At 72.0% G+C, this 21346-nt stretch carries 19 protein-coding genes; 10 read left to right on the top strand and 9 right to left on the bottom strand.

Annotated elements, in window-relative coordinates; translation table 11 throughout:
* Window positions 1–63 precede the first annotated feature (63 nt).
* Together ACFXKZ_RS40265 and ACFXKZ_RS40270 are read left to right on the top strand one after the other, a co-directional pair.
* The gene (locus ACFXKZ_RS40265) at window positions 64–327 is read left to right on the top strand and encodes a GlsB/YeaQ/YmgE family stress response membrane protein (RefSeq protein ID WP_380008898.1); all 264 of its coding nucleotides are present in this window, start codon (window positions 64–66) and stop codon (window positions 325–327) included.
* Window positions 328–384: 57 nt separating this feature from the next.
* Window positions 385–1278 carry an acyl-CoA thioesterase gene (locus ACFXKZ_RS40270; protein ID WP_380008902.1) on the top strand — a complete coding sequence of 298 codons (894 nt, stop codon included), beginning with the start codon at window positions 385–387 and terminating at the stop codon, window positions 1276–1278.
* A gap of 2 nt (window positions 1279–1280) precedes the next feature.
* Here ACFXKZ_RS40270 and ACFXKZ_RS40275 read toward each other — a convergent pair whose 3' ends face one another.
* The gene (locus tag ACFXKZ_RS40275) at window positions 1281–1760 is read right to left on the bottom strand and encodes a flavin reductase family protein (RefSeq protein ID WP_380009220.1); all 480 of its coding nucleotides are present in this window, start codon (window positions 1758–1760) and stop codon (window positions 1281–1283) included.
* A 421-nt stretch (window positions 1761–2181) separates the two neighbouring features.
* Here ACFXKZ_RS40275 and ACFXKZ_RS40280 point away from each other — a divergent pair, with 421 nt between their 5' ends.
* Both ACFXKZ_RS40280 and ACFXKZ_RS40285 read left to right on the top strand, forming a co-directional pair.
* Window positions 2182–3801, top strand: a complete 1620-nt coding sequence (locus tag ACFXKZ_RS40280) for a diguanylate cyclase domain-containing protein (protein ID WP_380008906.1) — start codon at window positions 2182–2184, stop codon at window positions 3799–3801.
* A 562-nt stretch (window positions 3802–4363) separates the two neighbouring features.
* Entirely contained in the window at window positions 4364–5092 is a 729-nt protein-coding gene (locus ACFXKZ_RS40285; protein ID WP_380008909.1) for a hypothetical protein, read from the top strand.
* A 7-nt stretch (window positions 5093–5099) separates the two neighbouring features.
* On the opposite strand, the gene ACFXKZ_RS40290 is transcribed toward ACFXKZ_RS40285, so the two are convergent.
* From ACFXKZ_RS40290 to ACFXKZ_RS40310, 5 genes are all read right to left on the bottom strand, one after another.
* Entirely contained in the window at window positions 5100–5867 is a 768-nt protein-coding gene (locus ACFXKZ_RS40290) for an S-adenosyl-l-methionine hydroxide adenosyltransferase family protein (protein ID WP_380008912.1), read from the bottom strand.
* A 9-nt stretch (window positions 5868–5876) separates the two neighbouring features.
* On the bottom strand, window positions 5877–6224 hold the full coding sequence (locus ACFXKZ_RS40295; protein ID WP_380008915.1) for a thioredoxin family protein: 348 nt from the start codon (window positions 6222–6224) through the stop codon (window positions 5877–5879).
* Entirely contained in the window at window positions 6221–6730 is a 510-nt protein-coding gene (locus ACFXKZ_RS40300; protein WP_380008918.1) for a MerR family transcriptional regulator, read from the bottom strand. The genes ACFXKZ_RS40295 and ACFXKZ_RS40300 overlap by 4 nt, the downstream gene beginning before the upstream one ends.
* An 89-nt stretch (window positions 6731–6819) precedes the next feature.
* A complete protein-coding gene (locus ACFXKZ_RS40305; RefSeq protein ID WP_380008921.1) occupies window positions 6820–9204 on the bottom strand; it encodes a glycoside hydrolase family 65 protein in 2385 nt (794 codons plus the stop codon).
* On the bottom strand, window positions 9201–10004 hold the full coding sequence (locus tag ACFXKZ_RS40310) for an HAD family hydrolase (protein ID WP_380008924.1): 804 nt from the start codon (window positions 10002–10004) through the stop codon (window positions 9201–9203). Before ACFXKZ_RS40310 ends, ACFXKZ_RS40305 begins: the two co-directional genes overlap by 4 nt.
* A gap of 694 nt (window positions 10005–10698) precedes the next feature.
* Between ACFXKZ_RS40310 and surE the strand changes: the two genes are divergently transcribed.
* Window positions 10699–11652, top strand: a complete 954-nt coding sequence (gene surE / locus ACFXKZ_RS40315) for a 5'/3'-nucleotidase SurE (protein WP_380008927.1) — start codon at window positions 10699–10701, stop codon at window positions 11650–11652.
* A 164-nt stretch (window positions 11653–11816) separates the two neighbouring features.
* Here surE and ACFXKZ_RS40320 read toward each other — a convergent pair whose 3' ends face one another.
* Window positions 11817–12548 carry an acyltransferase gene (locus ACFXKZ_RS40320; protein ID WP_380008930.1) on the bottom strand — a complete coding sequence of 244 codons (732 nt, stop codon included), beginning with the start codon at window positions 12546–12548 and terminating at the stop codon, window positions 11817–11819.
* 173 nt (window positions 12549–12721) lie between these two features.
* Here ACFXKZ_RS40320 and ACFXKZ_RS40325 point away from each other — a divergent pair, with 173 nt between their 5' ends.
* Window positions 12722–13765: a zinc-binding dehydrogenase gene (locus ACFXKZ_RS40325; protein WP_380008933.1), complete on the top strand. Its 1044-nt coding sequence runs from the start codon at window positions 12722–12724 to the stop codon at window positions 13763–13765.
* Between the two features lie 108 nt (window positions 13766–13873).
* Window positions 13874–14692: a YidB family protein gene (locus tag ACFXKZ_RS40330; RefSeq protein WP_380008936.1), complete on the top strand. Its 819-nt coding sequence runs from the start codon at window positions 13874–13876 to the stop codon at window positions 14690–14692.
* Window positions 14693–15800: 1108 nt separating this feature from the next.
* Here the strand turns inward: ACFXKZ_RS40330 and ACFXKZ_RS40335 are convergent.
* Window positions 15801–17114 carry a cytochrome P450 gene (locus ACFXKZ_RS40335; protein WP_380009223.1) on the bottom strand — a complete coding sequence of 438 codons (1314 nt, stop codon included), beginning with the start codon at window positions 17112–17114 and terminating at the stop codon, window positions 15801–15803.
* Between the two features lie 100 nt (window positions 17115–17214).
* Window positions 17215–17976 carry an SDR family NAD(P)-dependent oxidoreductase gene (locus ACFXKZ_RS40340; protein WP_380008939.1) on the bottom strand — a complete coding sequence of 254 codons (762 nt, stop codon included), beginning with the start codon at window positions 17974–17976 and terminating at the stop codon, window positions 17215–17217.
* A 212-nt stretch (window positions 17977–18188) separates the two neighbouring features.
* Between ACFXKZ_RS40340 and ACFXKZ_RS40345 the strand changes: the two genes are divergently transcribed.
* The 3 genes from ACFXKZ_RS40345 (at window position 18189) to ACFXKZ_RS40355 (ending at window position 21305) form a co-directional block, all read left to right on the top strand.
* Entirely contained in the window at window positions 18189–18692 is a 504-nt protein-coding gene (locus ACFXKZ_RS40345) for a MarR family winged helix-turn-helix transcriptional regulator (protein WP_380008942.1), read from the top strand.
* 352 nt (window positions 18693–19044) lie between these two features.
* Window positions 19045–20574, top strand: coding sequence for a putative PEP-binding protein (locus tag ACFXKZ_RS40350; protein WP_380008945.1), 1530 nt, complete (start codon window positions 19045–19047; stop codon window positions 20572–20574).
* A 152-nt stretch (window positions 20575–20726) separates the two neighbouring features.
* Window positions 20727–21305 (top strand): pyridoxamine 5'-phosphate oxidase family protein, encoded by a 579-nt coding sequence (locus tag ACFXKZ_RS40355; RefSeq protein WP_380008948.1) that lies wholly within the window; start codon window positions 20727–20729, stop codon window positions 21303–21305.
* Window positions 21306–21346 lie beyond the last annotated feature (41 nt).

Consider the following 21346-nt stretch of genomic DNA (forward strand, 5'->3'; position numbering starts at 1 on the left):
ACCTGCCCGGAAAAGTCCGGGTCGTCGTACTTTGTACGACTGCCGGCCGGCTGGAGGAATCCCATGACGTTCGTAGGTCTGATCATCGCGGGCATCATCATCGGCGCGTTGGGCCGACTGTTTTTGCCGGGCAAACAGAAGATCGGCTTCCTGGCCACGATGGCGGTCGGCATCGTGGGCACCCTGATCGGCTACGGCATCGCCGCCGGGCTGGGTGTCGAGGACACCAAGGGGATCGACTGGCTTCGCTGGATCATCAGCATCGCGGTCGCGGCGTTCCTGGTCTCGCTGGTGGTCAAGTTCACCGGGAGAGGCGCGACGCGGTGATCGTTCGACGTACCTGACGGTCTATCAGATCCGGCCGCGGACTGCGATCATGCGCGGATGACCGGTGGAGTGGCGACATGGCCGACGATCGCGGCGGCCGACCTGGTGGACGTGCTGGACCTGGACCGGCTCGCGGCGGCGGATCCGGCGGATGCCGCCGCCCCGGACACGGCGCTCACCCGGTTCCGGGCGCGCAACCTGGTGACCCCGATCCCGCGCACGCTCGGCGCGCAGGTGCTCGCGCAGACGGTGGTGGCCGCCGAGCGAGTGGTCCCCCACATGGCGGTGCAGACCCTCCAGGGGGTCTTTCCCCGGGCCGGGGATCCGACCGCGCCCGTGGACGTACGGGTCGAGCGGCTGCACGAGGGGCGGTCGGCGGCGATCCTCCAGGTGGGTTTTCGGCAGGGCGCCGCCGAGCACTACCGGGCGTTCGTGACGCTGGGCGTGGCCGGCCCCGAACTGGTGCGGCACGCCGACGCGTTGCCGGCCGGGGTGGCCGGGCCGGAGGAGTGCGCCGAGGTGTCGGTGCCGATGTTGCCGTGGGAGGTGCGTACGGCCGGCGGCGCGGCGGCGTTGGCGCCGGACGCGGTGGGACCGCCGCGCCTGGACCTGTGGACGCGCTGTACGTCGGTCCCGGACACCGCGACCACGGCCCGGGCGATCCTGGCCTGGTCCACCGAGGGCTTCCTGGGCCCGGTCGCGCTGCGGCCGTACTCGCGCGCCGAACTGGAGCGGCGCGGCGGGCGGTCGATGTCGGTGGCGCTGTCCCAGAACATCACCTTCCACGAGCCGTTCTCGGCGCACGAGTGGCTGCTGCTGCGCTGCGCGAGCGAGTACGCGGGCGACGGGCGCATGCACGGGCGGATCCGGGTGTTCACCCGGGCCGGCCGACCGGTCGCCTCGGTGACGGCCGACGGGCTGATGCGCCCGGGACCGCGGCCGGGCGCGTAGCGTCAGCCCAGGCTTCGGTAGCGGCCCCGGTAGTGCGTCAGGGGCAGGCCCTCGGGGCTGGGCAGGTCCACGCGCAGCACCTCGCCGACGTACAGGATGTGATCGCCCGCCTCGACGACCTGGTCGGTGCGGCACTCCAGGGTCGCCAGCGCGCCGCCGACCAGGGCCGCGCCGGACACCGGGCCGCGACGGTGCGGGATGTCGGCGAACATCAGCCGGTCGCTGATCCGGCCGGGGATGGCGAAGCGGCCGGCGACGTGGCGCTGGCTCTGCGAGAGCAGGGACACCGCCCACAGCGGTTGTTCGTCCAGCACGTCGCGCATCCGCGCCTCGCGGCGCAGGCTGATCAGCACCAGCGGGGGTTCCAGGGAGACCGACATGAACGCGGTCGCGGTCATCCCCACGTCGTCCACGGGCCCGCCGTCGTCGGGGTCGCCCTCGATCGCGGTGATCAGCACCACGCCGGCGGCGAATCGGGACATCGCGGCCTTGAAGTCGGCCGGATCGACGGGAGGGGGAAGTGGCGGAGACACGGGTCAAGGGTATGCGGCGTCGGACCGCGCCCGGATGTGCTGTGCATCAATGTGCTGACGCACACCCGAGCGCCCGATCGGTTTGCGATTGGTTTCTGATTGGTCGTCAGGTGTATCCCGCGAACCCTGGGGTTATTTCCCGTAAATGGGCGCCGACCTCGTACGATGCGCCTTGGATGCCGGCGGAGGGTGCGATTCCGGGGCGGTTCGGCGGTCCGACTCGATACGGTACGAAGCGTGAGGTGGCTCACAGTGACAGTCTGATCGATGACGGAACGTCGCCAACGCGAAGCCCGCTGTGATTCAGTTTCTCTGGTAAACGGACGATATCTGTTCAGAAGACACCGGCGTCGACCCCTGGGGGAGACCCATGACAGCCGAGACGGAGACCCACGTCCGGTTGGCGACTTTGCGCCTTTTGAACCGCGTCGTCGCCGACCTCAACGCCACGCGTGACCTCAAGGACACCCTGCAGGCCGTCGTCGACGGCGTGGTCTCGGGCCTGGGGTTCGGCGTGGCAGCGGTCAATCTCGTGCGCGCCGACGCCGATCTGGAGGTCGCCGCGGTGGCCGGCAACGACGAGTTGCGCAAGGCGATGGCCGGCCAGATCGGCTCGCGCGAGGGCTGGGACCGCATCCTGGCCGCCGCCGAGCCCTGGGGGCCACTGCGCTTCCTCGGGCACCGCTCGGGGCAGGCCGACGTGGGCGACATCCCGAGCTGGATACCCGACCTGCCGATCCCCGACCACCCCGAGGCGTGGCATCCGCGCGATGCGCTGCTCGCGCCGCTGCATACGCCCGAGGGCGACCTGGTCGGCGTGTTGTCGGTCGACCTGCCGGTGGACGGCCTGCGGCCCGCCCCGTGGCGGCGCGAGGTGTTGGGCATGTTCGCCGCACAGGCGGCGATCGCGGTGGACAACGCGCGTCTGCGCAGCGACATGCAGCGCGCGGTGGCCCGCCTGGAGCGCGAGCAGCTCGCGTTGCGGGCCAGCGAGGAGAGTTTCCGGCAGGCCTTCGAGTACGCGCCCAGCGGCATGGTGATGACCGGCGTGCGCGGCCACGAGCAGGGCCAGCTGCTGCGCGCCAACGACGCGCTGTGCCGGATGCTGGGCTACCCGGCGCCGGTGCTCAAGCGGCTCGGGTTGGGCGCGTTGGCGCACCCGGAGGATCGGCCGCTGCTCGGCGGGCACCTGGGCGGGACGGTGCCGGTGGCGGGCTGTACCGAGCTGCGGCTGGCCCGCAGCGACGGAACGTACCGGTGGGTTTCGCTGCGCACCTCCCAGGTCGCCGACGGGCTCGGCGATCTTCGGTTCGGGCTGACCCACGTGGAGGACATCGAGGACCGCAAGCAGCGCGAGCAGGCGCTGGTGCACGAGGCCAGCCACGATCCGCTCACCGGGCTGCCGAACGGGCGCGAGCTGCGGGCCCGGCTCGCCGCCCGGTTCGGCCTCAAGGCCGGGCTCCCGGCCGCCGGTCCGGGCGGCGACGTGCACGAGCCGTACGCGGACGAGTGGGCCGTGCCCACGGGCGCGATCCTGAGCATGCCCGAGGGCGCGGTGGTGGTCGTCGACGAGCCGCCCGCCGCCGAACGTCGCGGCGTCGCGCTGCTGTTCTGCGACCTGGACGGGTTCAAGCACATCAACGACAACTTCGGCCACCACATCGGCGACGTGGTGCTCAAGGCGGTCGCCGAGCGGTTGACGGCCGCGGTGCGCGAGGGGGACACGGTGGCCCGGCTCGGCGGCGACGAGTTCGTGGTGCTGGCCGATGGGATCGGACGGGAGGAAGCGGAGGAGATGGCGGTGCGGTTGCGCCGTGCGCTCTCCGTGCCGATTCCGGCCGAGGGGTTGGCGGTGCCGTTGGAGGGGGCGAGCTTCGGGATCGGCTGGGCGGAGGAGGCGGCCGAGCCCGAGGATTTGTTGCGGATCGCTGATGAGCACATGTACGCGAACAAGCGTCGGCGCGATCGGGCGCAGCGCAGGGCCGGTTAGGGGCGGCGCTTGTCGCGTGCGGGCCGCGGGTGTGTCTTGGGTTGGCTTGATTTGGTGTGCTCGCCTGCTCCGCCCGCTCCGCCCGCTCCGCCTGTGGCGTTGGGCGTACGCGCTGGGGTTTGAAGGCATCGGGTGAGGCTGGTTCGGCCCCGTAGCCGAGTGCTCTGCCGAAGCGGCTTTTGCTTACGATTTTGGTTGTCTCGGGTGAATTCGGTCACCTGATGGGTGGGTTTTGTGGGTTCGGTGGCTCGGGCATGTTCCTGGGGTGGCCGGCTGCCGTACGCCTCAGTAGGGCGTTTTCGTGACAGTCCCGTCACGCGGACAACACCACTTGTCGCACCCGTCGCCCGTTAGTGTGATGCCTGGTATTGACAAAGCTTGGCCTGGCGCACGTAGGGAGGACTACCCGATGACGGCGGGTACCAACGGTGAACCTGAAGACCCGTACGGGTACCTCTATCGGCCGGCGCCGGGTGAGGAAGCGGGCGACGGGACAGGGACGACCGGTGCGTACGGTTCTTCCGCCAATCGGATGATGCCGCAATATGTGCAGGTCGGGCAGATGAATTACGCCCAGCCGCCCGCGCATACCCAGCCGCAGGCGGCGATCCCGGCCCAGCACGAGCAGGGCGGCGCGCAACCTCCGCAACAGCCCCGGCAATCGCACGGCGGCGGGGGCGGCGGCGGTGGTGGTCGCGGCGTGATGATCGGCGCGGCGGTGGCGGTCCTGGTGGTGATCGGCGTGGTCGCCGGCCTGTTGCTGACCCGTGACAACGGCAAGGACGACAAGGCGAAGACGCCGGCCACGAGCGCCGGTACGCAGACCAGCGCGGGCCCGTCGCAGACTGCGTCGCCGTCCACGGCTCCGACCACCGCGCCCGGCGGCAAGTTCGCGATGGTGGAGGCGGAGGACGCCTCGCCCTCCGGCGGCGCGGTCGCGGTGGCCGGCGTGGCGTCGTCCTCGGGCAAGGGCCTGATCGACATGTCCGCCCCCGGGTCGACGATCACCTGGAAGGTGGAGGTGCCGAAGAAGGGCACCTACTACCTGGCGGTGAAGTTCCTCAACACGACCTCCGAGCAGCAGAACCTGTCGATCCTGGTCAACGGCAAGGACACGACGAACAAGGCCAAGCTCAAGAACTACGGCACCAACACCGTCACCGGCACCTGGAACATGGTGCAGCTCAACGAGGGCTCGAACGACGTCGCGCTCACCTGTGCCGCCGGAGAGAGCTGCAAGGCGGCCCTGGACCAGGTCTGGTTCGAGAACCAGCAGCCCACCCTGAAGTAGGCGGTCCTCACCCGGGACGGACCTCGATCCGGTCGCCGGCGCGGACTCCGAGCAGGGTCGCCGCGTCGCCCCGGTTGAGCGAGATCGCCAGGAAGCCGGCGGAGTCCGCGTACGCGACGAGTTCCCCCGCCGCCACCTCGCCGAAGGTGCCGCGCAGGGGAACCGTGAGCACGCGCCCGCCGACCTCGATCCGCAGCGTGTCGGCGCCGGCGAACTCGGCCGTCGAGTGCGCGAGTTGCACGTTGCCGAAGTGGTCCACGGTCAACACCTCGCCCGACACGGGCTCGGCCGGTGCGACCGGGTCGGTCACGGCCGGCCCGACCTCGGCGAACGGGGTGCCCGCCGCGAGGTGGGCGGCGACGGGCGCGAACACGTCCCGGCCGTGGAAGGTCCGCGAGATCCGGGTCAGGGTGAGCGCGGGGTTGGCGATCTCGCGGATCTGCGCCGGCCCGCCGAGTTCGCGCGCGGCCCACATCAGCAGCCCGTTGTCCGGCCCGACCAGCAGGTGCCCGCCCGCCCGCAGCACGATCGCCCGTCGGGCGGTGCCCACACCGGGGTCGACCACCGCGACGTGCACGCTGCCCACCGGGAACCACGGCACCGTCTGGGCCAGCACCAGCGCGCCGCGCCGGATGTCACCGGGCGGCACCTGGTGGGTCACGTCCACCACCGGTACGGCAGGCGCGATGCCGGCGATCACTCCGTGGCACGCGGCCACGAAAGCGTCGGCGAGGCCGTAGTCGGTGGTGAAGGTGATCCTGGGGGCGCCGGCCATCCTCGGAATCTACCGGGCGCGGGCGGGCCCGGCGTCGATCACGTCGGCGAGTTCGGCCAGGATCCAGCGCTTGGGGCGGGCCCCGACGAACTGCTTCACCGGCTCCCCGTCGCGAAAGAGCAGGAACGTCGGCATGGACAACACGCCGTAGCGGGCCGCGGTGGCCGGGTTGCGGTCGACGTCGAGCTTGACCACGCCCAGGTTCGGCCGCTCGATCGCGATCTGTTCGAGCACCGGCACCATCTGGCGGCACGGCGGGCACCAGTCGGCGGTGAACTCGACCAGGGTCGGCCGGTCGGCGCGCAACACGGCGGTGTCGAAATCGGCGTCCTGGACATCGGGGACGTGAGCACTCATCGGGACTCCTTGAGGGGCGTGGTGGGCGCTGCGGGCGCGGCGGCCGACCCCGAGGTCAGCGCGCAGCGGGGTTCCGGCGCCTCGGGCAGCGTCGCGCCGGCGGCGAGCGCCGGCGTGGCCGGCCCGGGCGCCCGCTCGGCGGAGCCACCCGCGTGCGCCCGCTCGGTCTGTTCGAGTTGGCCGGCCAGGTGCGCCCGGATGGCCTGCATGCGGTCGATGCACGCGTCGAGTTCGGCCAGTTTGCGGCGATAAACCGCCAGCGACGCCGGGCACTCGTCGCCCGCGTCGTGCCCGGCGCGCAGGCACTCCACGAACGGCCGGGTCTCCTCCAGATCGAAGCCGATGTCCAGGAGCGCGCGGATCTCGCGCACCTGTCGGGCGTCGTCCTCGTCGTAGTCGCGATAGCCGCTGCTGGTCCGGCGGGCCGACAGCAGGCCGCGTTGCTCGTAGTAGCGCAGGGCCCGCGTGCTGGTCCCCGCGCGCTCAGCCAGTTCTCCGATGCGCATGTTCGAAACGGTAGACCTTGACGTGGACGTCAAGGCCAGAGGTGCGCGCGTCGAGACCGGCGCGGCCGGCGTCGCGGCCCCCGGCCCGATCAGCCCGGGCTGGACCCGGTGGGGTGGGTCTCCGGGACGCCCTGGCGGCGCACCGGGGCCCGACCCGCGGGCTGCCCCGGCGGGGTGTCCCGGGTGAGCTCCGGGATGTCGAGCGTTATCGGCTTGCCGGGGATCAGCGTGTGCTCCTCGCCGTGGTGCAGGAACGGGATCTCGGCGCCCTCGCGCAGCGTGTACGTGGTGTGCTCGTGGGTGGTCTCCACCCGCAGCCGCGCGCCGCGCACCGACAACGAGAAGCGCAGCGCGGTCAGTCCGACCGGCAGGCGCGGTTTGAAGGACATGCGCTCGCCGTGGTCGCGCAGCCCGCCGAAGCCCGCGACCAGTGCCACGCAGGTGCCCGCCAGGGAGGCCATGTGCAGGCCGTCCTTGGTGTTCTTGGCCAGGTCGTGCAGGTCCATCAGGGCCGCTTCGGCGGTGTAGTCCAGGGCCAGTTCGAGATGGCCGACCTCGGCCGCCATGACCGCCTGGGTGCAGGCCGACAGGGACGAGTCGCGTACGGTCAGCGCCTCGTAGTAGTCGAAGTTGCGGCGCTTTTGCTCGTCGGTGAACGCGTCGCCGCGCACCTGCATGGCCAGCACCAGGTCGGCCTGCTTGACCACCTGCTTGCGGTAGATGTCGAAGTACGGGTAGTGCAGCATCAGCGGGTAGTGGTCCGGCGGGGTGTTCTCGAAGTCCCAGATCCGGTGCTTGGTGAAGCCGTCGGCCTGCGGGTGCACCCCCAGGTCCTCGTCGTAGGGGATGTACATCGCGCTCGCCGCGTCGCGCCAGCTCGCCGCCTCCTCGGTGTTCACCTCCAGGGCGCGGGCCTCGTGCGGGTGGCGGCCCACCGAGTCGGCCGCGGCGAGCAGGTTCGACTGCGCCATGAGGTTGGTGTAGACGTTGTTGTCGGCGAGCGCGCTGTACTCGTCCGGGCCGGTGACCCCGTTGATCCGGAATCGGCCCTCCGCGTCGTGGTGGCCCAGCGAGCGCCACATCCGCGCGGTCTCGACCAGGATCTCCAGGCCGAAGTCGCGCTCGAAGTCCCGGTCGCCGGTGGCCCGGACGTAGCGCGCGACGGCGACCGCGATGTCCGCGCCGATGTGGAACGCGGCGGTGCCCGCGGGCCAGTAGCCCGAGCACTCCTCGCCGCGGATCGTCCGCCACGGGAACAGCGCGCCGCGCAGGCCCAGTTGGGCGGCGCGCTCGCGGGCAAGCGGCAGCGTCGAGTGCCGCCAGCGCAGCGCCTGGGCGACCGCGTGTGGGAGCCCGTACGTGAGCACCGGCAGGACGAACACCTCGGTGTCCCAGAAGCAGTGCCCGTCGTAGCCCGGCCCGGTCAGCCCCTTCGCCGGGATGGCCCGCTCCTCGGCCCGCGCGCCCGCCTGGAGCACGTGGAACATCGCGAAGCGCACCGCCTGTTGCAGTTCGACGTCGCCCTCGACCTCGATGTCGGAGTTGTCCCAGAACTCCTTGAGGTAGCCGCGCTGTTCGGCGACCAGGCCGGCCCACCCGGTGTAGCGGGCGGCGGTCAGCGCGGCGGCCACCTGGTCGCGCAGCGCGGGCAGCGAGCGGGTGGAGGACCAGCCGTAGGCGATGTACTTGACGATCCGCAGCTTGGCGCCCCGGTCGAGCACGGTGGTCACGCTGAACCGGGCCAGATCGGCGGCGCTCTCGGTCTCCATGTACATGCCCTCGGGACCGTCGATCTCGTGGTCCATGCCGGCGGCGACGCGCAGCCCGCTGTGCTCGGTGCGGTGTACCAGGATCGCCTTGCCGCCGTTGTGCGTGTGCTCTTCGGGGCGCAGCGGCGCCTCCAGGACGGCGGCGGCGCGCGGGTCGGCGTTCGGCAGCGGCAGTTCCTCGTTGGTGACCAGTTCCGACTGGAGCACGATCCGGGCGGGGCCGTCTATCGGTTCGATCTCGTACTCGATCGCGGCGATCGAGCGCTGGGTGAGCGAGACCAGCCGCTTGGAGGTGACCCGGACGGTGCGGCCGGCGGGCGAGGTCCACAACGCGCGGCGGTGCAGCACACCCTCGCGGAAGTCGATCGAGCGCTCGTGGTCCTGGGTCTGTCCGTAGCGCAGGTCGAACGGCTCGTCGTCGACCAGGAGCCGGATGATCTTGCCGTTGGTGACATTGATGACGCTCTGACCGGACTCGGGGTAGCCGTATCCGGCCTCCGCGTAGGGCAGCGGGCGCAGTTCGAAGACGCCGTTGAGGTAGGTGCCGGGCAGGCCGTGCGGTTCGCCCTCGTCGAGGTTGGCGCGCAGTCCGATGTGGCCGTTGGAGAGCGCGAACACCGACTCGGACTGGGGCAGGTGGTCCGGGTCCAGGGTCTGTTCGGTGATGCCCCATGGCTCGACGGTGTAGGGGTGTTCGGTGCTCATGCCGTGCCTTCCGCCGAGGGCCGCCCGGCCGCCGGGTCACCGCTTCGGTCGCCGGCGGTGTCGTTGCTCGGGTCGGCGAGGAGTTCGTCGAGATCCGATACCACCACGTCCGCGCCGTGCCTGCGTAGTTCCTCGGCCTGTCCGACCCGGTCCACGCCCACCACGTGGCCGAAGTCACCGGCCCGGCCCGCCGCGACGCCGGCCAGCGCGTCCTCGAACACGGCCGCGTGCGCGGGGGCGACGCCCAGCGCCTTCGCCCCGGCCAGGAAGGTGTCGGGCGCCGGTTTGCCCTTCAGGTGGTCGCGCTTGGCCACCAGGCCGTCGACGATCGTGTCGAACAGGTGGCGGATGTTCGCGGCGCGCAGCACGTCCTCGCAGTTGGCGCTGGAGGACACCACGGCACACGGCAGCTTCGCCGCGCGGGCGGCGTGTACGTAGCGCACCGAGCCGGGATAGACCTCGACACCCCCGTCGTGGATCAGCCGCAACACCAGCTCGTTCTTGGCGTTGCTCAGGCCGTACACGGTGGCGCTGCCCGGCGGGTCGCCCTCGTCGCCCAGGGGCAGTTCGATGCCGCGCGACTCCAGGAAGGAACGGGTGCCGTCCAGGCGCGGCTTGCCGTCCACGAACGTGTCGTAGTCGCGTCTGGGGTCGAACGGGGTGAAGTCGGCGCCGTCGCGTTCGCGCAGGAAGTGGTCGAACGTCTCCTTCCAGGCGACGCCGTGCACCTTGGCGGTCTGGGTGAGGACCCCGTCGAGGTCGAAGAGAAGCGCGTGGATGGTGTTCGGCAGCCCCAACATGGCGGGTTTACTGCCCCCGATACCGGGGTGTTATCCGTGCGGTGATCTTTTCGGATGACACCTGGGACGAGATGGCGTGTCACGTGTGGTGCTTGAGCACGTTTTGACCGAAATGATGTTGAATTCCGGAAGTGGCACGCGTGGGGCGGCTACCGGACCACCGCCCGCATCGACCGGAGGCATCCGGTCGGTGCGGTCTCGGCGTGGTCCGAACGGAGGAGGACGTCGGCGTCGGCCGCGTCGGCGTCGGTGACCGTTACGGCCCGGACCGTCGACGCCGACGGTCCGGCCGGACCCGGCGCGCGCGGGTGCGCCCGGGGCCCGGCCGGCCCGCCAGTCGACTGATGCGGCGTCAGATCACGGTGGTGCACCAGGAGTTCGGCCGAGCCCGGTCGGTTTGGCCCGGCAGTGCAAGGTGGGCCGAATCGCCCGCCCGTGCCCATTGCAATGTCCGACCGATGACCCTAGTTTCGCTATCCGCCGGCTGACACGTGTCGAATCGCAGGGTGCATTCCGTCCGATTCACCCCTCCGTACACGTCGTTCGACCCGTACTTCGCCCACCGTTCCAGGTCGGGTCGACGCGGGTTTCGCCCAGCCGTTCCGCGTTGCGCACGGGGAACCCGCGACACCGATTCCGTCGGTCGCGCGGGGCGGTTCGGCGCGTGCAGACCTTCTTGCCTACGGAGGACGAGATGGCCATATTCGGTGGAAAACGTGTGGTGACCCTCGCGGTGGGGGCGACCGCCGCCGCGCTGCTCGCGGCGAGCGCGCCCGTGGCGGTCGCGAGCGACGACGCGCGCGGTGCGCAGGCGCCGCGCAAACTCGGCATTTTGATCAGCAACGACGACGGGCACCAGGGACCGTTCATCCGAGCCCTGCAGAAGGCGCTGCGCGCGGCCGGGCACGACGCGGTGATCGTCGCGCCCGCCACCGACCAGTCCGGCAAGGGCACCGGGATCAACGCCACGCCCGGCTCGATCGTCAAGGCGTCCGAGGTGGAGCCCGGCATCTGGTCGGTCGCGGGCACGCCCGCCGACTCGGTCTCGTTCGGGCTCGCGAACGTCTTCCGCGACCGCAAGCCGGACCTGGTGGTCACCGGGATCAACCCCGGGCAGAACATCGGCGCCACCACGAACCACTCGGGCACGGTCGGCGCGTCGATCACCGCCGCGGAGAAGGGCATCCCGGCGGTGGCGTTCAGCGCCGAGTACAGCACCGCCGATCCGCGCAACCCGTTCCCGCAGATGCCGCAGGCGACGGCCTTCGCGACGCAGTTGGTGAACCGACTGGCCGCCACCGCGCGCCGGACCGGCCCGCTGCTGCCCGCGCACACCACGCTCAACGTGAACTACCCGGCGAAGCCGACCGGTCGGGTGGAGATGACGAACGTGGGCGAGGCCGACTTCCTGGCGGTGAGCTACGTCAAGGACCCGTCCTGCGACACCTGCTACAAGCTGGACCTGGGCCTGGCGCCGAACGTGGACGAGCCGGTGCGCAACGCGGACACCACCGCGATCGGCAAGGGCTCGGTGTCGATCTCGATGCTCGACGCCGACTGGACGGTGCCGGGATGGCAGTGGGGGCAGCAGTCGCGGGTGCTGGACGCGGTGGGTGTGCAGTTGCGGTTGTCGGGGCTGAAGGCGTGAGACGAGCGAGTGTGTGAGCTCGTGACCGGGTGATGGCGTGACTCGGGTCGCGTCGGGTCGGGCGTGCGGGGTCGGGTGGTGGGGGCGACCTCGCGCGCCGGCGCGGTACGTCCGGCCCGGGTCGACGGTTTCACGTGGAACCCGGTGGGTCCCACCGACCCGGCCTATTGGCCGCCGGAGGCGTCGTACTCGGTGAGCAGGGCGACCAGTTCGTCGTGGGTGATCCCGTCCGGGAGCGGTGTGGGGGTGTGCCGCAGCGGCGGGTCCCAGCCGGCTTCGGTGCGTCGGCGGACCACCTTCGCGGGCACGCCCGCGATCACGCTGTGGTCGGGCACCGTGCCGCGCACCACGGAGCCGGCGGCGACCACCACGTTCCGGCCGAGTTTGGCGCCGGGCAGGATGATCACACCCGCGCCGAGCCAACTACCCGGGCCGATCTCCACGGTCTCGTTGATCGGCCACTGGGTGCCGATCGGCCGATCCGGGTCGGCGTAGCTGTGGTTCTGGTCGGTGATGTAGATGTACGGCCCGGTCCACACGTCGTCGGCGATGGTGATCGAGCGATGACCGACGATGTGGCTCCCGCGCCCGATCGTGCACCGGTCGCCGATGGTGACCACCGCAGCGCTGCCCAGGTCGTGCCCCGGGGCCAGGCCGGCGGACAGCGTGACGTGCTCGCCGATGATGCAGCCGGCGCCCACGGTGATCCACTCCTCGCCGAACACCGAGCCGACCGGGAAGGCGAGTTTGCTGTCCGCGCCCAGCCGCCGGAAGCGGTACGGACCGGGCTGCTCGGAGGTGATCGCGCCCGCCCGTTGCAGTGCCCGCCAGCCTCGGTGCGCGGCGCGGGAGAGGGCGCCCCGGGCGTGCCCGCGCAGGGCTTGCGACAGCGACATGGAGATCACCGTACCGACGTGCGCGCGCGGCTCGGCGGGCCGTGGGACGAACGTCACGCCGGGCGGTTTCGGGGCCGTCGAGGGTTGGCTTCACACGGCTTCTGTAACAGTGTTACCGGGGGCGTCGGGTGTGACGCCGCAGGTCGGGTATTCGAACCAGCCAGGGAGTGGACATGCGTGCCGTTGTCGTCAACGGAACCCGGGACGTGAGCGTGGAAAAGGTCGCGGACCCGGTGCTCGCCGGTCCGGACGGGGCGATCGTCCAGGTGACCGCGAGCGCCCTGTGTGGCTCCGATCTGCACTTTTACGAGGGCGAGTTCCCGGCCGTCGGGCTGCGCCCGGGGCACGAGGTGGTCGGCACGGTGATCGAGATCGGCGCGGACGTGGGCCGGATCGCGGTGGGCGACCGGGTGCTGGTGTCGCCGGTGATCGGCTGTGGGCGGTGTCCGGGGTGTCGGGCCGGCAATCCGATCGACTGTGTGGGCGGCGGCGTGCGGGTGCTGGGCGGCGACGTCGGGCTGCCGGGCGGGCATGCCGAGGCGGTGGCGGTGCCGGCCGCCGACGCGTGGCTCCTGCCGGTGCCCGAGGACGTCTCCGTGGACCACGCGGTGCTGCTCACCGACGCGCTGCCGACCGGCTGGACGGCGGCGACCCGGGCCGACATCACGCCCGGTGCCACGGTGCTGGTGATCGGGCTCGGGCCGGTGGGGCTGTACGCGCTGCAGGCGGCCCAAGTGCTCGGCGCGGGGCGGATCCTGGCGGCCGACCGGGTGCCCGAACGACTCGCGATGGCCGAACGCCTCGGCGCGGAGCCGATCGACGCGACCCGGGCGGACGTGGCCGAGCAGGTGCGGGCGGCGACGGGCGGGCTCGGGGCGGATGCGGTGATCGAGGCGGTCGGGCAGGACGCGACGCTGAGCGCGGCGATCGCTTCGGTGCGCAGTTCGGGCACCGTTTCGGTGGTGGGGGTGGACGCGAACTTCGCGTTCCCGATCGCCGTGCCGCTGCTGCTGATCCGCAATGTCACGCTGCGCTTCACCACGGCGCCGGTGGCGGCCACTTGGCCGACGCTGATCCCGCTGATCCGGCACGGCCGACTGGTCCCGGTCGACGTGTTCACCCATCGGATGCCGCTGAGCGAGGCGGCGGCCGGATACCGCACCTTCGCGGATCGTACGGACGGCTGTCTCAAGGTGCTGTTCGACCCGACCCGCTGATCGACTCGTCGCCCGATGGGCGTACTGCCGACGTGCCCACCGCGAACTGCTGTCCCATTTACCCCACTATGGGAGCCTGATTGGGCTACCTGCGCAGGGAGAAGACGGATGAGCGGCGGAATGGGCCTCCCCGGCGGACTCGGCGGCATCCTGGGCAACCTGCTCGGTGGGCCGGGCGGCGGTCGAAACGGGGCGCTGGCGGGAGTACTGCTCGGTCTGCTGAGTCGACGGGGCGGCTCGGGCGGCCTGGGGGCGCTGGTGCAGCGGCTGCGGGACGGCGGACTCGACGAGCAGGCCCAGTCGTGGGTGGACACCGGGCGCAATCAGCCGGTGAGCGGCAAGGAACTCACCGACGCGCTCGGCGAGGACGAGATGGTCCGCTTGGCGGGTCGGGCGGGCCTGACCAAGGAGGAAACCGCAGCCGCGCTCGCCGCGACGCTGCCGAGTGTGGTGGACGCGGTGACCCCCGGAGGCGAGCTGCCGGCCGCCGAGCGGATCGACGCGCTGATCGACCCGACGTCGGTGCCGGGGGCGCCGGGGGCTCCCGAGGGCGGCTCGGGTGCGGAGCCGGGTGCGGGGGTGGCGTCGGGGGACGAGTCGGCTGCGACGGAGGCCGGGACCGGGGCGGGGTCGGGGGACGATGCCCCGACCGGCGCCGCGGCGGGGGCGGGGGACGAATCCGACGGCGAGGCCGAGGCCGCGCCTGCGCCCGCGCCTGGAGCCGATGCCGGGCCTGAGTCCGCGTCCAAGCCTGCGTCGAACGGCACGCCTAAGCCTGGGTCGGACGCCGGGCCGGACAGCGAAGCCGAGTCCGCGCCCAAGGACGACCCCACGCTCAAGGACGACCCCGCGCCCAAGGATGAGTCCGAGCCCGGGACGGCAGCCGGGTCCGCGACCGAGGCCGGGCCGCCCGAGTCCGAGCGCTGATTCGAGCGGAGCCGCAACGCGCTGCGCCGCCGGCGGAGCGGAACCGGAGCCGGGTGCCGCGCAGCGGCAACGCCCCGGGCCCCCACTTCGGGGGCTCTCACGAACCTGGCCCCGCCTCAGCCCTCGGACCGCCCCGGCAGCGGTGGAGCCAAGCGGAGCCGCAACCCGCTGCGCCTGGTGAAGCGCATTGGAACCGGGTCCCGGTGCCGCGCAGCGGCAGCGCCCCTCGGGCCCCAGTCCGGGGGCGCTGCCGAACCTGGCCTCTCCGTGCCGCCCTCAGGCCGCCTCGGCGGTGGTGGAGCGCAGCGGAGCCGCAACCTCGCTGCGTCACCGGTGGAGCGCAGCGGAGCCGGAACCCCCTCGGTGCCGCGCAGCGGCAACGCCCCCCCGCCTTCCGCCCCCCGACGGAGCGAAGCGGAGGAGAATCACTTCGCCTCCTCCCCGATGGGGGCTTTGCCCGGTCGCGGGCCCGACCCCGGCGCGGGCCCGACCCCGGCGCGGGCCCGACCCCGGCGCGGCTCACCTGCCGGCCCTCACGACCATGGCCGCGCCTGGGCGGGGGCCGGGTTCGTGACCGGAGGCGGAGTGGCTTCTCCTCCGCTGCGCTCCGTCGGGGGGCGGAAGGGGGGCGTTGCCGCTGCGCGGCGCCGGGTTCCGGCTCCGCTGCGCTTCACCGGTGACGCAGCGAGGTTGCGGCTCCGCTGCGCTCCACCGCTGCGGGGGCGGGCCGGGGTCGGGGGTGGGGCCAGGTTCGTGAGTGCTCCCGGAGTGGGGCCCGGTGGCGTTGCCGCTGGGGGGATGTGGTTCCGGTTCCGCTGCGCTTCACCGGTGACGCAGTGGGTTGCGGCTCCGCTGCGCCCCACCGCCGCCGGGGTGGCCTGGGGGCGGCAAGGACGGGCCAGGTTCGTGAGAGCCCCCGGAGTGGGGCCCGAGGGGCGTTGCCGCTGGGTGGGCGTGGTTTCGGTTCCATTGTGCTTTGCCGGGGCGTGGTGGGTTGCGGCTCCGCTGCGGGGGCGGGCCGGGGTCGGGGTGGGGCTCACCGGTGTTGCTGCTGGGTGGGGCGTGGTTTTGGTTCCGCTGTGCTCCGCTGCTCGGCACGATGGCGTGGTCAGGTTCCCGGGTGGGGGCGTGGGGTGGGGGTGTATTCGCAGGTCATGTGTTTGATGCCGTTGATGAACATCGAGCGCAGGCGTTGTGGCTCGCCCACCACTCGGATGTCCGGCAGGCGGTGTAGCAACTCGCGGAACAGCAGGGTGATTTCGCGGCGCGCCAGGTGTGCGCCGAGGCAGAAGTGTGGGCCGCGTGCGCCGAAGCCGACATGGGGGTTCGGGTCGCGGGTGAGGTCGAACCGGATCGGGGCGGTGAATACCGTTTCGTCGCGGTTTGCCGACCAGTAGAACAGGAGTAGCTTGTCGCCCTTTCGGACCTGCTTGCCGTTCAATTCGGTGTCCCGGACGGCGGTGCGCCGCATCCATACCACCGGCGAGGCCAGGCGGACGATCTCCTCGACGGCGGTTGGGGCGTACCGCTCGAAGTCCGAGCGCCACAGGTGGTGTTGGTCGGGGTTCTCGGTCAGCAGCCATAGTCCGTGGGAGATCGCGTTGCGGGTGGTCTCGTTGCCGGCGGCGAGCAACAGGATGAAGAACGAGGCCAGTTCGTCCGCGCTCAGGCTCTCCCCGTCGATCTCCGCGTTGACCAGCGCGGAGGTCACGTCGTCGGTGGGGGTGCCGCGCCGGAACTCGGCCAGATCCCGCATCAGTTCGGCGAGTTCGGCACCGGCCGTGAGCAGCGCCTCGATGTGGCCGCCGCCCTCCTGGGGCACGTATTCCGGGTCCGCGACGCCGAGGATCACGTTGGAGCGTTCGAAGACGAAGCGGCGGTCCGTGCTCGGCACGCCCATCATGTCGCAGATGACGTCGAGCGGCAGGCGGGCGGCGACGTCGGTGACGAAGTCGCAGGAGCCGCGTTCGGCAACGTCGTCGACGATGGTTCGGGCGGTACGGTCCACGTCCTCGGAGAACTGCTTGATCATTCTGGGAGTGAAGGCGCGGGCGACGATCCGGCGCAGCCGCTGGTGCCGGGGATCGTCCATTTCGATCATGGAACCGAAAAACTCGCCGAAGCCCGGCGGGAAGTCGGGTATGTGGGTGGAGCCCTGCCCCGAACAGAAGTCCTCCGGGCGCCGGGTCGCCTCCGCGACGTCGGCGTGCCGGGTCAGTGCCCAAAAGCCGGGGCCGGGCTCCAGTGGGCTCTCCGGCTCCGGGTAGTAGGGCATCGGCCAGGTGGCGCGCAGCCGGGCGAAGCCCTGTTCGCGGGCAGCCAGGGGGCCCGACCAGAAGTCCAGGTCCGCGAGTGGGACGTCGGTTGGCCAGGTCCTGGGGTTCGGGTCGGTCGTGCTCGGTTCAGCCGCCTCGGCCGTCATGCCGCTCACTCCGATCGCGCATTGTTACTCGCGGGTTCGGTAATCAGTGCAGCACACATGCGTCGAGCGATCCAGGGGTGCGCGCGCGATTTCGCGGGGGTCAGGTGGTGATCGCGCCGCCGTTGACCTGGAGGGTCTGGCCGGTGATCCAGGCGCTTTCGGTCGAGGCGAGGAACGCGCAGATCGCCCCGGCGTCCTCGGGGGTGCCCAGGCGGCCCACCGGTATGCGCTCGGCCTGTCCGGCGGTGTGCGCGAGTTCGCGTCCGCTGGGGCGTGGGTCCATCAGGCCGAGCGCGACCGTGTTCGCGGTCACGCCGTCGCGTGCGGTCTCCATCGCGAGGTGGCGCATGAAGGCGATGGCGCCGCCCTTGGCGGCCCCGTACAGCGAGATGCCGAACGCCTGGCCGCTCACCCCGGCGGTCGAGGCGATGGTGATCACCCGTCCGAAGCGGCGCGCGCACATCCCGTCGAGCACCGCCTTGGTGCACGCCATCACGCCGAACAGGTTGACGTCGGCGAAGCGTTGCCAGTCCTCGGGCACGGTCTCCCGGAACCGGGTCGGGCGAAATGCCGCGGCGCCGCCGTTGCCGGCGTTGTTGACCAGGATGTCGACCGGTGCGACGGCGCGTTCGAAGGCGCGGATCGCCAGGAGTGCGGCCCTGGGGTCGGTCACGTCGAACACGGCGGGGTATGCCCGGCCGCCGGCGTCCCGGATCGTGGCCGAGGTCTGCTCGGCGCGCTCGGCGTCGAGGTCGTTCACGGCCACGATCGCGCCCTGCGCGGCGAGCAGTCGGGCGATGCCCGCGCCGACGCCCTGCCCCGCGCCGGTCACCAGCGCGGCCCTGCCGTCGAGTGCGAACACGCTGGTCTCCCGGGGGAATCGATCGGTTCGACGACGGTCCTGGGCCCGGCGTCGATCATGACGCGCGCAGCCAACCACCGGCCCCTACACGTGTCAATGCTGGACTCCATCAATTACCTTCGACCGGTAGGGGCGCGCACCTAGACTGTGGAACGCCCGCCTCCGCCATACGAAACCGTACGGCGTTGTTTCCCTCCCGGAGGACTCGTCCAGTGCCCCCGTCAGCCGAGTCGCCCACTCCGGAACGACACGAGTCGCGGCACCACGTCCAGACCGCGCTCGAACGCCTGATCCGGCTCCAGCAGAGCCGTCGTGTGCACGGTGAACTCACCAGCGCCTCGCGCGCCCAGGTTTCCCAGCCGGCCGTGGTGTTGTTGGCCCGGTTGCAGGCGGGCGGCGGCGGCCTGGCGATCGGCGATCTGGCCAAGCTCGCCCGGATGGACATGTCGCTGGTCAGCCGGGAGTTGCGCAAGCTGGAGGCGGACGAGCTGGTCACCCGCACCACCGACGCGCGCGACGGCCGGATCACCCGGGTCGGCCTCACCCCCAAGGGTCGCGGTGTGGTCCGCCGGCTGCGTCGGGTGCGGGACCGGCACTTCGAGGACGCGCTGTCGGGCTGGTCCGACGAGGACCTCGCCGCCCTCGGCGCGCTGATGGGCCGCTTCGTCGACGACCTCTCCGCCGTTCGCTACCGCGAGGCCGACGACACTGCCTGAGCCGGCCGTCGGCTCGTTCGTCGGATCGGCCGACGCGACGCCTCGGCCCGGCCGTCGCGCGCGGCTGTCGCGTGAGCCGAGAAGGCCGCTCGAGCGGTTGGCGGGCCCCGTTCGGCGCATCCCGCCTCTTCCTACGCCGTGCTCCGCCGGCTCCTTTGTGGGCGGCTCGGCTGGACAGCGTCCGCGTGTCCATCAGACTGTGTGCCTGGACCGGGCGGTTTGTCGTCCGCCGGGTCGAACTCGCGTGCCCGCGGGCACGCGTGCCGGTCTGCGGCGGGTGGGACGACGTGGAAGGAAGAGGACGCACCGTGGGAGAGCTGCACTGCGCCGGCCGCGACCGCATGCGGGTCGCGTGAGCGCGGTACTGCGCGGCACGGGAGCCGCGCCGGGGTCCGCGGTCGGCCGCCTCGTGGCGGCCCGGGTCGGCGCACCGGCGGCCCGGCCGGACCCGGTGCCGCCGACCGACATCCCGGCCGCGCTGGACACCGTGGCCCGGCACATGGACGACCTGGCCGGGGCGCTGCGCACGCGCGGCCGGGCGGCGGAGGCCGACATCGTCGAGTTCGCCGCGCTGATCGCCCGGGACCGCGAGCTGCGCGACGGCGCGGCCCGACAGCTCGCGGCGGGCCTGGCGCCGATCGACGCGCTCGCCGAGGCGGTGCGCGAATTCGCCGACGTGGTGGCCGGTTTCGACGACGAACTGCTCGCCGAGCGGGCGGTGGACGTGCGCGATATCGGCCGCCAGGCCGAGGCGCTGCTGCGCGGCGAGGACCCGACGGGCGGTGCACCGCCGGGCGGGGCGCCGGCGGTGCTGGTCGGCGAGGAGTTGGCCGCGATGGACCTGCTGCGTGGCGCGCGGCCGGCGGCGGCGGTGTCCGAGCGGGGCGGGCCGACCGGGGATCTGGCCATCGTGGCACGCTCGTTGGGCATCCCGCTGGTCCTCGGCATCCCGGTGGCGGCACTGGCCGAGCTGGCCGAGGACCTGATCCTGGTGGACGGCGAGGCGGGTACGGTCGAGGCCAACGCGGGCGCGGGCGTACGAACCATCCCGGCGCCGCGGCGGGTACCCGGTGGCGGCGCGGGGCAGGCGATCACCCGGGACGGGCGCCGGATCCGGGTGCGGGCCAATGTGGCGACCGTGACGGACGCGCTCGCGGCGGGCGAGGCCGGCTCCGAGGGAGTGGGCCTGCTGCGTACCGAACTGCCCTTCCTGACCGAGGAGTCCGGCTGGCCGGACGAGGAACGGCACGTGGCGATGTTGACCCCGGTGCTGGCCGCGGTGCCGCCGGGGTTGGTGGTGGTGCGCACGCTGGACTTCACCGGCGACAAACGCCCGCCGTTTTTGCGCGACCGGCGGATCACGCTGCCCGGACCCGACGCGCTGACCGCACAACTGCGCGGCGTGATGCGCGCGGCGAGCGACACGGGGGTCGAGGTGGCGCTGCTGCTGCCGATGGTCGACCACCCCCGGCGGATCAAGCACGTGCGCGGCCTGCTCGCCGACGCGTGCGCGAGTCTGGGCCTGCTCCCGCCGCCACTGGGCGCGATGGTCGAACTGCCCCAGGTGCTGAACCAGGTGGACGATCTCGCCGAGCACGCCGACTTCCTGTCCCTGGGCACCAACGACCTCACCTCGCGGCTGCTCGGCCTGAGCCGGGACGACCCCCGACTGACGCCCGCCTCCGCCGCGGACCCGAGGGTGTTGGACGCGATCGCGCAGACCATCCGGGCGGGCCATGCGCACGGGCGCGCGGTGTCGCTGTGCGGCGACGCGGCGGCGGATCCGGCGGTCCTGCCGCATCTGGTCCGGCTCGGCTGCGACGCGGTCTCGGTGGCGCCGACCGCGCTCGCGGGGGTGCGGGCGGCGGTCCGGTCGTACTGACGGCACGGGTGCCTCCGTGGGCGACGGCGACGGCGACGGATCGGTGCAGGTCGCGTGCACTGCGGGTGGCCACATGGTGGGATACGCGTCCGCGGATCGGGACGGCCCGGATATTGCCCGGGGTGGAACGACCCACGTCGGATAATGCGGACATGGGAAAAACGTACGAGCGGATCGACGACCGACTGCGCAAGTTCATCGAGGACCAACCCGTCTTCTTCGTGGGGAGCGCGCCGCTCGCCGACGACGGCCATGTCAACGTGTCGCCCAAGGGGCGGGCCGGCACCCTCCTGGTGCTGGACGAACAGACCGTGGCCTACCTGGACTTCGGCGGCAGCCACGCCGAGACCATCGCGCACCTGCGGGAGAACGGCCGGATCACCCTGATGTGGTGCGCTTTCGAGGGGCCGCCGAAGATCGTGCGGGTGCACGGTGTGGGCGAGCCGGTCTTCCGCGACGACCCGCGCTTCGTGGACCTGGTGGCCCGCTTCGGTGACGCGGATGCGGCCGGGTTGCGTGCGGTGGTGGTGGTGCGGGCGAAGCTGATCAGCGACACGTGCGGGTTCGCCGTCCCGTTCATGGACTATCGCGAGGAGCGGACTCTGCACGAGGAGTACATGGCCCGCAAGACCGACGAGGAGTTCGTCGAGTACGTCGGCACCAAGCCGTACAACATCGCGAGCATTGACGGACTGCCTGCCATACCAATGCCGTTGCCGCTGCGCGGGTAGCGGGTAGCGGGTGGGGGATGGCGGTCGGCCGGGTGGCGGGT

This window comes from Embleya sp. NPDC059237 (assembly GCF_042754105.1).
Lineage (GTDB): Bacteria > Actinomycetota > Actinomycetes > Streptomycetales > Streptomycetaceae > Embleya.